Consider the following 15,135-nt stretch of genomic DNA (forward strand, 5'->3'; position numbering starts at 1 on the left):
GCACGCTAAAAGGTATCTGCCCGGATGCAGCTGCAACGTACCTCAAGCGCGGCTCTGCACACAGGAAGTAAATTTAAATTATTAAAGAAATTGGATGAGGCGAAATTTAAAATTCCGCCTCCTAAGCGGAAAGGGATTAAAGCGCCGCGTAGCGCACCATTAGGCAGGTTTGAAGCGCCGCCAGCTTATCAAGCGTGCTTTTTTGCACTTCGGAATCGACCAAAATGACCGCCAAAGCATCCCCCTCCTCGCCTCTGCCTAAGCGAAAATCCGCGATATTGATGTTTTCGTCGGCTAGGATCGTGCTTACGGATTTGATAACGCCCGGCACGTCGGTATTTTTGAAGATTATCATCTTGCCTTTCGGCTTAAAATCGGTCTTAAATCCGCCGATATTTACGATGCGCTCCTCGCTTCCGTCAAAGACGGTACCCGCGACATTTGAGATCGCCTCATCGGTCATAATTTTTACTGCGATCTCGCTTTTATAGACGCTGTTTGCAAGCTCGCCGAAGCTCGTCTCGATCCCCTTTTCGTCGGCAAGAAATTTAGCATTGACGTAATTTAGCGAATCGCCCAAAGAATCGTGCAGCGCGCCTACGATGGCAAAAACGAGCATCGATTTTAGATACTGCACCACCTCGCCGCTGCCCTCGATGCGAATCGATTTGATCGGGCCTTTGTTGATCTGCGCCGCAAGATAAGCCATTTTGGAGACTAAATTTATATACGGCTCGATACCGCGCGGCAAATCCTCGAGCTTAAGCGGCAAATTTAAAGCGTTTGGATAGTTTAAGCCGCGCGCGGCGCTGATCGCCTGCTCTGCGGCTTCTCGGGCGATATTGCTTTGCGATTCGAGCGTATTTGCTCCAAGATGCGGAGTCGCGCTTAAATTTTCGATATCCAAAAGCTCGTGATCGGTCGCAGGCTCTTTGTCGAAAACGTCGATGCCGAGATACGCGATCTTGCCGCTGCGTAGATTGTTTGCGAGCGCTTTTTCATTATACAGCCCGCCTCTAGCGCAGTTTATTAGACGCACGCCGTCTTTCATCTTCGCTATTTGCGGCTCGCCTACCATATTTATCGTCTCTTGATTTTTCGGCGTATGGATCGTGATGAAGTCGCAAGATAAAATTTCATCGAAATTCTTCGTATATTTTACTCCGAGCTTCGTGGCCTTCTCAGGCTCGATATACGGATCATAGGCGATGACGTTCATCCCAAACGCAAGCGCGCGCACCCCCACGCGCGAGCCGATGTTTCCAAAGCCGATGATGCCGAGACTCTTTTTATAAAGCTCGGCGCCGTACCACTTCTCGCGCTTCCAAATTCTATTAATTTTCAGATCGTTGCAGGAATTTACATATTTGCGCGCCGCATTTAGTAGGTGGCACATGGTCATTTCAACCGCGGCAATGGTATTTGCGGTAGGTACGTTCATCAAAATAATGCCGCGCTTGGAGCAGCCGTCGATGTCGCAGTTGTCTACGCCCACGCCCGCGCGCACGATCGCTTTTAGCTTGGTGCCTGCGTTTAGAAATTTCTCATCCACCGCCGTAGAGCTTCTGGTAATCGCAACGTCCGCATCGCCTAAAATTCCATATAGCTCGCTCTTGGGCACGTTCGTAGCGTCGATTACTTTAACGTCCGATTCCTGCTTAAGCAGATCAAAACCGATTTTGTGGATTGCGTCGCAAACTATGATAGTTTTCATTAAATTAACCTTTAGAAGTGGGTCCGCAAGGCGGGGATGCCTTGCGGGAGGAATTATTTATTTAGTTGATCTTTGATCAGATCCCCTAGGCTTTGCTTCTCGTCGTCGTTACTATTGATCTCATTTAGCGCCTCGCGCTCCTTCTGATGAGCCAGCCTGCGCACGCTTAGGCGAATTCTATTTTTCTTCTCGTCGATGAAGGCGATCGCAGCCTCGATCTCGTCGCCCACTTTTAGGTTATCTACGCTTACGTTGCCGAGATCTTCCTTGCGGATAAGCGCGTCGATACCGCCTCCGAGCTCGACAAAAATTCCGAACTCTTTAATATCGCGGATCTTGCCTTTTACGACATCGCCTTGATTGTGGCTCTTGGCATAATCGCTAATCGGGCTATCGCCGAGCTCTTTGTGGTTTAGAGAAATTTTTTGAGTATCTTTGTCGATCTTGATGATCTTAACCTCGATCTCGTCACCTACTTTGAATAAATTTTTGCACTTCTCGCCGCGATCCCATGAAGCGTCTTCATTATGTAAAAGTCCCTCTACGCCGTCGATCCTCACAAACGCGCCGAAATTCGTAATCGTAGTGACGCTGCCTTTTAGCACGTCGCCCACTTTATGCTTAGCAACGAACTCGTCAAACGGCTTTGTGAGTAAATTTTTAAGGCTCACGCGCAGCCTGCGCTCGCTAGGGTTAATCTCTACGACCTCGACGTCGAGCTCCTCGCCCTCGCTGATGAAATCTTTCGGATTTTTGATATTTTTATCCCATGAAATTTCGCTGATATGCAAAAAGCCCTCGATGTCGTTGCCAAGATCGACAAACGCGCCATAAGGCTCGATATTACTTACTTTTACGCGGATAGTATCGCCCACTTCCAGGCTATCTTTGATCTCGTTCCAAGGATCGGGCATCGCCTCTTTGATCGAAAGGGAGAGATGTTTTTTATCGTTGTCGTATTTGATAACTTTAACTGGAACCTTATCGCCCTCTTTGTAGAGCGAGCTTGGATTTACAGGACCTTTGTATGAAATTTCGCTGTAGTGCACGAGCCCGTCCACGCCGCCTACGTCTACGAACATACCGTAGGTGGTAATCTTTTTGACGACGCCTTCGATGATGCCCTCGGTAGCGATTACTTTCTCGATCGCCTCTTTGCTTGCTTTGCGATCCTCATCAAGTAGCTTCTTACGCGATACTACGATGCTTTGTTCGTCTCTATCAACTTTAATGATCTTTACCTTGAAATTTTTACCGACGGCGCCATTTGGGTTTTTAAGCGCACTTTGCGAGCGCGGCATAAAAAATTCCACGTCGTCTGCATTAGCACAAACGAAACCGCCCTTATTAAACGATAGAATTTTAACGTCATAGACATTCTCTGCGTTTTCATCATAGGAGTCGATGAATGCCTTTACTTTTTCCTTCTTTAGGGCCTTTTTATACGATACGACCGGGCGACCGCCTCTGCTTCCGATAATAGCGACTTTGATGTCATCTCCTACATTAACCTGCGGGTTTCCTTGCTCGTCGCTCACCTCGGCGGCATCTAAAATGCCCTCCGACTTCCTGCCTACGTCTATGAAAACCTCGCCGTCCTTAAGGGCGATAACCTTACCTGTGACAACCTCGTCGCGAGACTTCCCGGCGTCATACTCCTCTAACAATGTCGCAAAATCTTCCTCTGCGTGGTTTTGAACCTTCTCGTTCACCTCAGCCATATGCTTCCTTTAAATTTATTTGTGCTTTTTTGAAAAGAACTAAAATGCGCGATTCTAGCCAAAATTTGCTTTCGATTTGATAAATTTCTAAGAGTAAATTTGATAAGAGGGCTTATAAATTCTGCGTTAAATTTTCGATTCGCGCTACTACTTTTTTGATGATCCAATCGGGCGTGCTGGCTCCTGCGGAGATGCCGCAGAGGCTTTTGTTTTCAAACCACGAGCGCTCAAGCTCGCTTTCGTTTTCTATGAGATAGCTGTCTTTGCAAAAATTTTGTGAAATTAAAAAAAGCTGCTTGGTGTTAGAGGAATTTTTCCCGCCTACGATTATCATTACGTCGGCCTTTTGTGATAGGCTTTTCACGGCCTCTTGATTTTCCAGCGTCGCATTGCAAATCGTATTAAAAATTCTCAGCTCCCTAGCACGCTGCATCAAAAAATTCGCGATTTTGGTAAAGCTTTCTATCTTTTTCGTAGTCTGCGAAACGAGCGCGACGCGAGGTCCAAGCTTGACGTCTTGCAGTTCCTTCGTATCCATGATCACGAATACGCGTGATTTTGCGTAGGATTTCACGCCCTTTACTTCGGGATGGTTTTTATCGCCGAAAATCACGATGTCGTAGCCCTCTGCGCTCATCTTTTCTACGATCTGCTGCGGCTTGGTCACGAAGGGGCAGGTAGCGTCGATGAGCTCTTTATTTTGCGCCTTTAATCTTTGCAGATCGTCTTTTTGGATGCCGTGGGTGCGGATAATGAGCTTTTGCTCGTCCTTGATCTCGCTAACGCCCTGTAGGGTTTTGACGCCGAAATTTTGCTTTAAACGGTTAATCTCTTCGGCGTTATGTATGAGCTCACCGATCGTAGCGGCCTCGCCGGCGCTTTCTGCGATCTTGATCGCGCGCTTGACGCCGAAGCAAAAGCCGTAGCTTTTGGCCATCTCAATCTTCAACGCCGGCCCCGATCTGTCTTAAAATCGCGGCAAAATTTGGAAACGACGTCGCGATACAATCGCTATCTTCGATGATCATCCCCGATCTTAAGCCCAAAATCGCAAAGCTCATCGCGATGCGGTGATCTCCGCACGGCGTGATAATCGCCGCGTTTGCCTCGCCGCCTTCGATCTGCCAGCCGTCCTGTAGCTCGCGCGCCTTAATACCGCAAGCGCGAAGCCCTTCGCAGGTTACCTTTATGCGGTCGCACTCCTTTACGCGCAGCTCGGCGGCATTTCTAAGCACGCTACTTCCCTGCGCGCAAGCAAAGGCGATAGCAAGCGCAGGCGCTTCGTCTATCAGCCACGAGATATTTTCGCTAACCTCCACGGCGTGAAGCGACGCGTAAGCGATCTCTATATCGCCGATCTGCTCGTAAATTTCGCTCGTTTTATTAAATTTAACCTCGGCGCCCATACGTTTTAAAATTTCATACGCCTCTATGCGGGTTTTGTTTAACAGCATATTTTTTAGCACTATGCGCGAGCCCGGGGTTATCGCTGCGGCGACCGCGAAGAAAAACGCCGAGCTAGGGTCGTTTGGGATAAAAATTTCAAGCGGTTTAAGCGGCGAGCTAAGCGGCGCGACTTCGATCGCAAGTCCGTTTCGCGAAATTTGCGCGCCCATCGCTTTTAACATCCGCTCGCTGTGATCGCGGCTAAGCTCGGGCTCGCTAAACCTGCACCCGCTGCCGCGCAAAGCCGCTAAAATCAGAGCGGTCTTTACCTGCGCGGACGCAATCTTACTCGCGTATTCAAAATACCCAAGCTTTTGCCCGAGCACCGCGATAGGCGCCTTTTCGCCGCCTGCTCGTCCGTAAATTTTAGCGCCCACTTTGCAAAGCGGATCCGCAACGCGCCTCATCGGACGCTCACTTAGATACCGATCGCCGCACAGCACGAAAAAGCCCTCGCGCCCCGCCAAAAAGCCCATAAATAGCCGCATAGCGGTGCCTGAGTTGCCGCAATCAAGCGGGACGTTAGGCTCTTTGATAACCTCCGGCGGAGTGATCAGAATTTCGCCCCCTACGCGCTGTACGCTAGCGCCCAAAAGCTCCACAATCTTTAGCGTATTTAGCGTATCCTCGGCGGCTAGATAGTTTGAAATTTTACTCGTCCCCTCTGCTAGCAGCGAAAAGATCGCCGCACGATGCGAGATCGATTTATCCGCGGCGATGTTTGAGATCTCCGCTCGCAAAGGGCCCGCTTGCGCAAAAATTCTCATCGCAGCCCAAGTCCCAGCTCGCTGCTAAGCGCGGCTAAAATTTTATCGGTAAAGCCCGCGACTTCCTCGTCGCAGAGCGTTTTTTGAAGGTCTTGAAATACAAGTCTGATCGTCAGGCTCTTTGAATCGCCCAGGCTTTCGTCGCTGTAAAGATCGCTTGGGATAAATTCCTTTAGCGCCTCGATTCTAAGGGCGTCTATACACTGCTTAATCTGCTCGAAGCGCATTCCGCTCGGCACCAAAATACTTAGATCGCGCGATACGCTAGGGAATTTCGAATAAGCGTCCGCTACGATATTTTTAAATTTAAGCTTTGAAAAATCGATCTCGCACAGATAGCTTTTATCTAGATCGCGCCCTGCTTCTACGGCGTAATCCACGCGCCCGATAAAGCCCACGATCTCGCCGCCCTGCTCGATCTGAGCTTGCTCGAATTCGCTTAAAAATTTCAAATTTTCGCCAGGCAGCCTGACGCTAAATTTACCGATGACGCTTTGGATTAAATTTGCAAAATACAAAAAATCCACCGCGGCAGGTTTCGCGCCGGCCGCGATAGAGGGCTCCGCCTTTAGTCCGCTAGCGATAAAGCCCAGCCTTAGGCTCTGCGAGCCGTCCGCATCAAACACCTCTCCTAGCTCAAAAAGCTTAACGCTTCTGCGGGAATTCTTTAAATTTCGCTCAGCAGATTCCAGCAGATGATTAATGAGCGTCGGTCTTAGCGCGTCCAGCTCGCCGTTGATCGGATTTAAAATTTTAACCTTGCACGGCGCAAAGCCTAAGCTTTGCAGCGCCTTGCCGTCGTCAAATACATAATGTACGCACTCGAAAAATCCCACTGCTGCCGCCTTGCTGCGAAGCTTGCGCCCATTACATAAGCTTACGTAGGTACCGTTTAGGCGGTTTTTCTCGTAGAAGCTTAGCGGCGCGGCGGCGATATTGTCGATGCCCACGATACGCACGATCTCCTCGCACACGTCGTGAGAATTTACGATATCGTGGCGGAAAGGCGGCACCTTGGCGGTAATGAGATCGGCTTCGACGCCCACATCAAAGCCCAGCCTTTTTAAAATTTTTACGATCTTATCGCGCGGAATTTGCGCGCCGATCATTGAGTTTATCTCTTTTTCGCTAAAGCCCACGATAAGCGGCTCCAAAGCATTTGAAATCTTTTGTGTGCCCGCATATAGGCTCACGGCTTTATTTTTAAGTAGCAATCTAAATAGTAGATCGAGCCCTAGCCTAAGCTTTGGCTCGCTGCCTCTACTTGAGCGATACACATGCTCGTCGCCTTTTAGGCCTTTGTTTTCGTTTACTGCTTTAGCAATGATTAGTGGCGCGGTGTAGTTTGCCTCTAATAGCACCACTTTGCTACTGCAACACGCCTTTAGCTCCGCGTCTTGGCAAATTCCTGCTACGCTAAGCAATCTCTTGCCCGCATAAACGCCGAACTCGCCGTTTGGCATAGGCTTTATGTCAAGCGCTACCTTGCCATCTGCGGAAGCGATCTTTTCAAAATCATAAGCGCGCAGCAATACTCCGGTAGAGTGAGTAGCGTAGTTGATGAAATTTTGCACCGCGCAGCTTTGCAAAATACCAACGCTTGCAAGACGCAAGGTCTGCTTTAAATTTAACTTCAGCTCGCCTTTGATCTCGTAAGCTCGAAAAGCAAATTTAGCGCTTACCTCATCGCTTGCACGCACGCTTAAAATTCTACCGATACCAGGTGCTCCGTCGGCATCTTCAAATTCGTGCTTTTCCTTTAGCGGCAGATCAAGCGCTGCGCCTAGATCGCGCGCTATGCCTAAGATGCTAAGGCAGTCGCCGCGATTAGCGGTAAGCTCAATCTCGATAAGATCATCATTAAAAATTTCATACTCGCGCAGCTCCTTGCCGAGCACAAGCTCGCCGATGCTGCTATCAAGCACCATAATGCCGTCATTCGTCTTGGCAAGCCCAAGCTCGGTTGCCGAACAGATCATGCCAAAGCTCTCCACGCCGCGAAGTTTGGCAGGCTTGATCTCAAGGCCGCTAGGTAGCACGGCGCCGATTAGGCTAACTGCGACATATTGCCCTGCCTCAACATTTTTCGCGCCGCAGACGATCTGCAGGCTCTGCTTACCGACATCAACCTCGCAGACATTTAGATGATCGGAATTTTCGTGACGACGCTTGCTTTTTACGAGTCCTACGACGACGCCTTTAGGAAGTGAAATTTTATCGTGAGCATCAACCTCAAGACCGATGGAATTTAGCGTAGAAAGCAGTCTTTCGCTTGAAATTTCGCTTATGTCGATCCACTCCTGCAACCAATTTCTCGTTATTATCATTTAAACTGCTCCAATAATCTAATATCGCCTTCAAATAGCGAGCGCAGATCGGGGATACCATGTAGCAGCATCGCAAATCTCTCCACGCCGAGCCCAAATGCGTATCCGCTGACGTTTTTCCAGCCCACCGCTTTAAAGACGTTAGGATCGACCACGCCGCTGCCTAACACCTCGAGCCAGCCCGTCTGCTTACAGACGCGGCATCCCTCGCCGTGGCAGAAAATACAGCTGATATCAACCTCCGTACTCGGCTCCGTAAACGGAAAGAAGCTCGGGCGGAAGCGCACCTTTACGTCTCCAAACATATAGCGCAAAAATTCCTCTAAAACGTATTTTAAATTTGCGAAGCTCACGCGGTCTCCCTGCTCGACTACGAGACCCTCCACTTGATGAAACATCGGCGTGTGGGTTAGATCCATATCGCGGCGAAATACCGCACCCGGGGCGATCATACGCACCGGCGGAGCTTTAAATTTCTCCATCGTGCGGATCTGAACGCCGCTGGTGTGCGTGCGCAGTAGCCGCCCGTCATTTAGATAAAACGTATCTTGCATATCGCGCGCAGGGTGGTATTTGGGTAAATTTAGCGCCTCGAAATTATGGAAGTCGTCCTCGATGAGCGGGCCGCTTTCGACGCTGAAATTTTGCGCGATGAAGTAGTCAATGATCTTATCCATCGTCTCCATCACGGGGTGCAGCGCGCCGCAGCTTACGTTTTCGTTAAAAAGCGTGACGTCGATTGCTTCATTTTCCATCGCCTCTTTTTGCTCCGCCTCTTCCAGGCTCGCCCTTTTTACAGCGATGAGCTCGCTGAAATAATCGCGCTTTTCATTCGCGCTTACGGCAAGCTCTTTTTTCTGCTCGGGCGCTGCGGATTTGAGCTCGGAAAAAAGCTGCGTTATGATGCCTTTTTTGCCGAAAAGCTCCAAGCGCACGGCTTCCAGCTCGCTTAAGCTCGATGCAGCGTCTATTTTTGCTTTAATCTCTTGCAAATTCTATCCTTGTGGTTAAATTAATGGCGCGATTGTAGTTAAAATTTGATAAAAGCTAGGTAAATTTGCGTGTTTGGATTTTTTGGCTATAATCGCGGCTAAATTTCAACCCTCATAAAAGGATCTAAAATGAACGTCTTCGAAAAGATCGTAAACGGCGAAATCCCGTGCAACAAAGTGTTAGAGAACGATGAATTTTTGGCATTCCACGACATCAATCCAAAAGCGCCTATCCACATCCTGGCGATCCCTAAGAAATGCTACGAAAACTTCCAAGTAACGCCTCCCGAAGTGATGAGTAAAATGAGCGCTTTCATCCAAGAAGTAACTCGCAAAATGGGGCTTGATAAGAGTGGATACCGTCTCGTTTGCAACTGCGGCGAAAACGGGGGTCAAGAGGTGATGCATCTGCACTTTCATATCCTGGGCGGAATAAAGCTGCCGTGGGACCGTGTCAGCGACCGCAATACCGAAGAGAATTTTTAAGGCTAGAGCTTAATTCTATAAAAACTAAAATTCCGTGAAATTATAAAATTTTACGGAATTTGCGAAATTCTTTGAAATTTTTAAAATTCCGCTTCATTTATAAGCACTGAGGTTTTAAAAATAATCAAAATAGTAAAACTACAAGCCAGAAAAATTTATCATCAGACGCTAAAAAAATATAAATTTATCACAGACGATCTCTTTTAGCAAATGCCACTTTTTAGCTACAAAGCCTTAGCTCTTAGAATTTTTACGGCTATGAAATTTGAAATCGACAAGAAATTTTAACGACGCAGCAAAATTTTAAATTAGACCGAACTTTATAAAAAGAGTTATGTTTTTACATGGCGAATGAGTTAAATTTCAATTATATGAAATTTAAAACCTACATGAATTTTACTTTGAATGAGCGATTCTACTTCAATTTTCAAGCAGGATTTAAAATTTTAGTGTGAAATTATAATCTTAGAATTTTAAAATTTTTTGAAATTTAAATATTAACTTTAATGGATTTTAGGGGCATGCGCCCCTAAAAATTTTGAAAGGATTTGCGGGGATTATTTACTTAACATTGAGCTTAGCATCCATAGGCGTTTTTCATAATCACCATAGTGATCCTGCGCGATATTTGAAGTCGTATCGTCGCCCTCCTCCTCAGCAATCTCTTGAAGCTTTTTAAATTCTTTTACCAAATACTCGTAGGCTTTTTTAACATCCTCAAGTACCTCAGATACGCTATAGCTGTCTTTTACGCTAATCGGAGCGTCTTTTGAAAGCTCAATTAGATCCTTAGCCTTAGTTACGGCCTTGCCACCTATTTGAAGCGCGCGCTCAGCCATATCGTCGAAGAGCTCGCCCATCTCGTCGTATGCTTTCTCGGTATAAGCGTGAACCTGTGCGAATTGTAAGCCCTTAACATTCCAGTGATAATCGTGGAATGCAATAAAGAACGCATGAGCGTCCGCCTGAAGTTTGTTTAGTTGTTTTACTGTTTTTGACATTGTGTCTCCTTTATTTAAAATTGCTGTAATTATAGCAAGATTTGCTTAAATTATAATTATACTAAGTAATAAATTTTATCTTTTAGTGAAATTTTGAAATTAAATAGCTTTTAAATTTATCTACAATTTTTTTGAAATTTCAGCTATGGTGCATTATAATGCCGCATTATGAAAAACAAATTTATGATAACCATAACCGACCTTAACGGCTCTAGGAATTTTTTGCTTTCGCAAATCATCAAAAAGATCGCGTTATATTTGGTACTATTTGTTTTTACCGTTTTCGTTACGGGTGCGCTATATATCAGGTACCTGGGCTCTAAAATCGACAGCCTTTCGCGAACCAAAACCGAGCTTAACGAGCTAAATCAAAAACTTCGCGACGGTATCGCGGCAAGTCAGATGGAATTTGAAGCCATCGAGGGTAAAATTTCGGATTTGGAGCATCAGTTTGGGCTCGATCCTGAAGAGGATGAGCGCGCGATCGACCGCCTATCTCACATCAAGCCTACTTCCGAACAAGAGATCAAAGAGCGCGCGCAAAAGATCATCAACGAAAAATTCTCCGACGCACTGATCAAAGAAATTTTTATGCAGATCCCAAACGGCAGGGTCATGCGCACTCATCAGCTCAGCGAGAAATTCGGCTGGCGCAACCATCCCATCTTAAAGCGCAAGCAGTTTCACCCGGGCGTTGATCTACGTACGCCGCCTAAAACGCCTATCTACGCGCCTGCAGACGGCATCATCCAATACAGCGGCGCGGGTGCTACTGGCTACGGCAATCTAGTCGAGATTCGCCACAACTACGGCTTTACGACACGATATGCGCATTTGGATTCAAATTTAACTCGCAAAGTAGGCGAGTTCGTAAACAAGGGCGATCTTATCGCTTTTAGCGGCAACACCGGACTTAGCACCGGACCTCATCTGCACTACGAGATTAGATTTTTGCAGCTGCCGCTAGATCCGCTAAATTTTATTAACTGGAACGAAAAAAATTACAAAGAAATTTTTACTAAGGAGGAAGATGTCCCATGGCAATCTTTAATAAAGGCGATGCAAACACCGCTCAAACAACAATAATCTCGTCAGGCACGCTCATCAAAGGAGAGCTGCACCTGTCGTGCATTTTGCATATCGATGGCAATGTCGAAGGCGACGTGATCTCCGATAATACTGTCGTCATCGGTAAAAATGGTACCGCGCGCGGCTCGATCAGGGCCAAGCATATCGTAATCAGCGGCAAATTTTTCGGCAATATCGAAGCCGAGCTCGTCGAGCTGCTAGGCGGCGGCGTGCTCGTAGGCGACGTGCTATCGCAAAGCTTCGGCATCGAAGTGGGCGCAAAATTTAATGGAAAAAGCGCAGTAAGTGGCAGCGATCAAGCCCTAGTCATCGACGGCAGCGCAAGCGAAGACGTCAAGCTCATCGACAAAGCTCTAGGCGAATAAATCGCGCACATTTGGAATTCTTGGGATTTTAAAGGCTTTTAAACTCGCAAAATTTCGAAATTTAAAATCCTAAAAAATTCCCATACTTTGAAATTTTAAGAATTCTGAATATTTTAAAATTTTCTAAATTCGGAATTTTTAAGATTCTAGGACTTTTCGGGTCTGTGAATTTCTTAAATTTCTAAATTCCATAAATTTTAAAATTTAAAATTATAAAATTTTGCTTTTGCGTAAGCTTTAAAATTTTAACTACGATGCTAGCCATAATGCCCAAAACTACGAAATTATATCCCAAGCATTGTTCGGTGTTACTTGATTTAACAACAAACTTTAAATTTATGAAATTCTACCCGGAAAGGACGTAGCGCATTTAGCATCAAGATATCTCGCAAAATCAGCTTCTTAAAATTCGTAGAATTATTTGCATTGTAGCCCACTCCCTACTACGTCATATCTTGTAAAGATAAAATTATGTGATTAAAATTCTATTTCTTTGGATTTGAGCGCGGAGTCTCGACATCCGCAAAAAACATGAAATTTATACAAAATTTACTGCAAAAAACGCAGATTTTAAAGTTAAATTTAAAAGCGTAACGAGATCGTTTACAATTTTAACCTCATAGTCGCGCCTGCTTTAAAAATTTGGCGACGTTATTTTTTAGAATCTTTCGAGTTAATCATAAATTTATCAATCAAAATAGCTAGCACTACAAATATAATCACGAATGCGATTACGTAGGTAATTTTAAGTTGATCTACTCCTTTCTCAAAAACGAGAAAATGTACAACAAAAGATGGATTATAAAAATTTCCAAACAGGGAGGCTAGCGTATTGACGCTATTCATATAAAAACCAGCTCCAAAAAAAGCAGCCACAAGTGCAATAATAATACCCATCAACCTTTTAGCGTTAGACGACACGGTAAATCCTTTTAAAAAATGTATTTGAAGATTAGACCCCCCCCCATTAATCTTAGCTTAAATTTCGTGCGATGACGAAGGTAGAAAATTCAAGGATCGGAATTTATATGTAGAATTTGTGCCAGATTTTACTGGACCGCCATAAATTTAAATGGGATTTTAACGTAAAGTTATAGTAAACTTTGGAATTAAGCTTCAAAAATTTTAGAATTTGCAGGGCAAGTGAATTTATACTTAAAATTTTATAATAAATATGAATTCCTTTCATAACGTCTTTTGACTCATTATATCTCTTTGTGCCGCCGGCTCAAAATTCCACGAGGTGATAAATTCCGCGGACTGAGCTAATTTAAGCCCATTATTAGATTAGTTATGTATAATGCGATTTCTTTTTGTGGACAGATGGGTGAGTGGCCGAAACCACACCCCTGCTAAGGGTGCAGCTTCTAACCGGGGCTCGAGGGTTCAAATCCCTCTCTGTCCGCCAGAAACCCCATTTTAGCGATATTTGAAGCACTTTTTAGGAAGTCTGACGACCCTAGCAATAGGCTTCCCGGGAAAAATCAATAAATTTGTATATTTCGATCGAAGTCTTTTAAGTTAGAATTAAGATAATTTACATAGACATCGTAAACCATCTTAGGCGTGGAATGCCCTAAAAGCTTCGCAAGCTCAACCGGTGAAACGAAATTTTGATAAAGCATATTCGTAGCGTAAGTGTGGCGCATATTGTAAAGGCGACGATATTTTAAATTTAGCTCCCTCAAAATCGGCTTCCAATAGTCATAGGTAAAAACGCTAGTATCCTTGTAAGGCTTGCCGTATTGAGTTTGCAGCAAATATTTATGCCAGCTACGATAAAAAATAAAACTATTCAAAGCGGGATAAAGAGCGTTTAAAATAGGCACTTTGCGAATGCTAAGATAAGTTTTAGGGGTGCTTTCGCCGAACCTTGAGCGGGTAGAATTCACAGAGATAACACGATTTTGCAAGTCTATATCGGCAATTTTCAAAGCCAAAATCTCGCCCGTGCGAAGCCCCGTAAAGAAACCTAAAATTTTCATTGTATTTTTTAGAAGCCTCCAAAATTTTTAGCACTTCCTCATTTGTGAAAGGCTCAATACGAGGCGTTATATGCTGCATTTTCTTTATGTGAACGAGCGGATTTTTAGAAATTTCCTCATCCTCTATAGCAATCTTGATAATTTGGCTTAGTGCCGAAAGATAATGTTTTTTACTCTTGTTGCAAACATCAGATATTCCGTCAAGCCAAACACGGATTACGGAGGGCTTTATATCTGAAATTTCCATATTCTCAAAAAAGCGTAAGCGATTTGCCACAATACCAGCATTTTTAACAAAAGTCGAATTTTTCCACTCTTTCTTGCCAAATTTGAGATACAGATCGGCGTAATAGCTAAATTTCATATCACTTAAACCTTTTATCACTTTTTAATAAGATCTTGCCATTCCTAACTATAAATATTTTTTTTCCTCCATCGTCTTCAGTCAGAACCTTTAAACACTCTTTACAAATATGCTCATAAAAAAACCCAGTATAGTCCTGGACTTCCTCAGATACTTCGTAAATATCCATTGGATATCCATCATCAAGCTTATCGCATACATCACATTGATATCTTATAGACATCTCTCATCCTTTCAAATAAATTTTAAAAATTTTTCCTAAAACGGATACGGCATAACGCCATTATTGGAATACTTAAATTCCAACTCCCTGATATCCTCAAGGGCGTGCTCCGTAAAATATCTGATATGATTTTTATACCTCTGTAAGAAGCCACGCTCAATCATCTCATTCTCAAGCATAGCGTAATCTTGAACGCTTAGAATGTCATCGGTCATTTCGTTTTGATTATCGCGCCAGTATAATTTTAAACGCTCGTCGCTCATATCTTTCCAAGCGGTGCGGAATATCTTATACGGGTTGTAATAAACTGGCTTAATACCGCTATTATAGAAAGATTGAACCGATTTAAGCTCATGAGATTGGATTTTGCTGCTATTTAGAATAGGCTTAGTATCCTTTATGTATTCGTGCACGAGCCGTCCACAAACGTAATAAAGTAAATGCCCGTCTTCATAAATAAGTTCCTCTGAAGTATATGGAATACTCATAAAAATACTTTGGCTCTTATAATCCCATTCTATAAGCGTATTATCAAAATCTTTTAGAATATTAAGGTTACCGAGATCACGCAGACTTTTAATAAAATTTATCTTTCGGTAAACCCAAAGCGGGATTGGGTTTTGCGAGGATAAAAACCTGCGAATTTTATGCTTTA

14 protein-coding genes, 1 tRNA gene and 1 pseudogene are annotated in these 15,135 nt (G+C 44.7%); 4 read left to right on the plus strand and 12 right to left on the minus strand.

The window, feature by feature from the left end; all coding sequences use genetic code 11:
* Positions 1–136 precede the first annotated feature (136 nt).
* From serA to pheS, 6 genes are all read right to left on the minus strand, one after another.
* A complete protein-coding gene (gene serA, locus Q0413_RS04040; protein ID WP_298987561.1) occupies positions 137–1,714 on the minus strand; it encodes a phosphoglycerate dehydrogenase in 1,578 nt (525 codons plus the stop codon).
* Between the two features lie 53 nt (positions 1,715–1,767).
* Positions 1,768–3,435 (minus strand): 30S ribosomal protein S1, encoded by a 1,668-nt coding sequence (locus Q0413_RS04045; RefSeq protein WP_298987564.1) that lies wholly within the window; start codon positions 3,433–3,435, stop codon positions 1,768–1,770.
* Between the two features lie 112 nt (positions 3,436–3,547).
* Positions 3,548–4,384: a 4-hydroxy-3-methylbut-2-enyl diphosphate reductase gene (locus tag Q0413_RS04050; RefSeq protein ID WP_298987567.1), complete on the minus strand. Its 837-nt coding sequence runs from the start codon at positions 4,382–4,384 to the stop codon at positions 3,548–3,550.
* Complete coding sequence (aroA, locus tag Q0413_RS04055) at positions 4,374–5,648, minus strand: 3-phosphoshikimate 1-carboxyvinyltransferase (RefSeq protein ID WP_298987572.1); 1,275 nt, start codon at positions 5,646–5,648, stop codon at positions 4,374–4,376. The genes Q0413_RS04050 and aroA overlap by 11 nt, the downstream gene beginning before the upstream one ends.
* Positions 5,645–7,975 (minus strand): phenylalanine--tRNA ligase subunit beta, encoded by a 2,331-nt coding sequence (gene pheT / locus Q0413_RS04060; protein WP_298987574.1) that lies wholly within the window; start codon positions 7,973–7,975, stop codon positions 5,645–5,647. Before pheT ends, aroA begins: the two co-directional genes overlap by 4 nt.
* Positions 7,972–8,967 (minus strand): phenylalanine--tRNA ligase subunit alpha, encoded by a 996-nt coding sequence (pheS, locus tag Q0413_RS04065; protein ID WP_298987576.1) that lies wholly within the window; start codon positions 8,965–8,967, stop codon positions 7,972–7,974. The genes pheT and pheS overlap by 4 nt, the downstream gene beginning before the upstream one ends.
* 129 nt (positions 8,968–9,096) lie before the next feature.
* On the opposite strand from pheS, the gene Q0413_RS04070 reads away from it, so the two are divergent.
* Positions 9,097–9,453, plus strand: a complete 357-nt coding sequence (locus Q0413_RS04070) for a histidine triad nucleotide-binding protein (RefSeq protein WP_297941615.1) — start codon at positions 9,097–9,099, stop codon at positions 9,451–9,453.
* A gap of 557 nt (positions 9,454–10,010) precedes the next feature.
* Here Q0413_RS04070 and Q0413_RS04075 read toward each other — a convergent pair.
* Positions 10,011–10,454, minus strand: coding sequence for a DNA starvation/stationary phase protection protein (locus Q0413_RS04075; RefSeq protein ID WP_298987579.1), 444 nt, complete (start codon positions 10,452–10,454; stop codon positions 10,011–10,013).
* A gap of 165 nt (positions 10,455–10,619) precedes the next feature.
* Between Q0413_RS04075 and Q0413_RS04080 the strand changes: the two genes are divergently transcribed.
* Positions 10,620–11,540 (plus strand): M23 family metallopeptidase, encoded by a 921-nt coding sequence (locus tag Q0413_RS04080; protein WP_306528386.1) that lies wholly within the window; start codon positions 10,620–10,622, stop codon positions 11,538–11,540.
* Complete coding sequence (locus Q0413_RS04085) at positions 11,492–11,908, plus strand: polymer-forming cytoskeletal protein (protein WP_297883182.1); 417 nt, start codon at positions 11,492–11,494, stop codon at positions 11,906–11,908. The genes Q0413_RS04080 and Q0413_RS04085 overlap by 49 nt, the downstream gene beginning before the upstream one ends.
* Before the next feature lie 651 nt (positions 11,909–12,559).
* Here the strand turns inward: Q0413_RS04085 and Q0413_RS04090 are convergent.
* Entirely contained in the window at positions 12,560–12,829 is a 270-nt protein-coding gene (locus Q0413_RS04090; protein ID WP_298987582.1) for a hypothetical protein, read from the minus strand.
* A gap of 396 nt (positions 12,830–13,225) precedes the next feature.
* Here Q0413_RS04090 and Q0413_RS04095 point away from each other — a divergent pair.
* Positions 13,226–13,316: transfer RNA gene (locus Q0413_RS04095), tRNA-Ser, on the plus strand.
* A 76-nt stretch (positions 13,317–13,392) separates the two neighbouring features.
* Here Q0413_RS04095 and Q0413_RS04100 read toward each other — a convergent pair.
* The 4 genes and pseudogenes from Q0413_RS04100 to Q0413_RS04115 form a co-directional block, all read right to left on the minus strand.
* Positions 13,393–13,893, minus strand: a complete 501-nt coding sequence (locus Q0413_RS04100) for a site-specific integrase (RefSeq protein WP_298987585.1) — start codon at positions 13,891–13,893, stop codon at positions 13,393–13,395.
* A gap of 259 nt (positions 13,894–14,152) precedes the next feature.
* A pseudogene (locus tag Q0413_RS04105) lies at positions 14,153–14,257 on the minus strand (site-specific integrase); the annotation flags it as partial.
* Between the two features lies 1 nt (position 14,258).
* Positions 14,259–14,480: a hypothetical protein gene (locus Q0413_RS04110; RefSeq protein WP_298987588.1), complete on the minus strand. Its 222-nt coding sequence runs from the start codon at positions 14,478–14,480 to the stop codon at positions 14,259–14,261.
* 35 nt (positions 14,481–14,515) lie between these two features.
* Positions 14,516–15,135: hypothetical protein (locus tag Q0413_RS04115; RefSeq protein ID WP_298987591.1), on the minus strand; the 620-nt coding region annotated here is incomplete at its 5' end.

Origin of the sequence: uncultured Campylobacter sp. (genome assembly GCF_938045465.1) — a bacterium.
GTDB lineage: Bacteria > Campylobacterota > Campylobacteria > Campylobacterales > Campylobacteraceae > Campylobacter_B.

What these genes read in the sequence shown, in the direction of transcription:
- serA (WP_298987561.1), bottom strand. Translation starts at nt 1,714, where the DNA reads ATGAAAACTATCATAGTTTGCGACGCAATCCACAAAATCGGTTTTGAT.
- Q0413_RS04045 (WP_298987564.1), bottom strand. Translation starts at nt 3,435, where the DNA reads ATGGCTGAGGTGAACGAGAAGGTTCAAAACCACGCAGAGGAAGATTTT.
- aroA (WP_298987572.1), bottom strand. Translation starts at nt 5,648, where the DNA reads ATGAGAATTTTTGCGCAAGCGGGCCCTTTGCGAGCGGAGATCTCAAAC.
- pheT (WP_298987574.1), bottom strand. Translation starts at nt 7,975, where the DNA reads ATGATAATAACGAGAAATTGGTTGCAGGAGTGGATCGACATAAGCGAA.
- Q0413_RS04070 (WP_297941615.1), top strand. Translation starts at nt 9,097, where the DNA reads ATGAACGTCTTCGAAAAGATCGTAAACGGCGAAATCCCGTGCAACAAA.
- Q0413_RS04075 (WP_298987579.1), bottom strand. Translation starts at nt 10,454, where the DNA reads ATGTCAAAAACAGTAAAACAACTAAACAAACTTCAGGCGGACGCTCAT.
- Q0413_RS04085 (WP_297883182.1), top strand. Translation starts at nt 11,492, where the DNA reads ATGGCAATCTTTAATAAAGGCGATGCAAACACCGCTCAAACAACAATA.
- Q0413_RS04100 (WP_298987585.1), bottom strand. Translation starts at nt 13,893, where the DNA reads ATGAAAATTTTAGGTTTCTTTACGGGGCTTCGCACGGGCGAGATTTTG.
- Q0413_RS04110 (WP_298987588.1), bottom strand. Translation starts at nt 14,480, where the DNA reads ATGTCTATAAGATATCAATGTGATGTATGCGATAAGCTTGATGATGGA.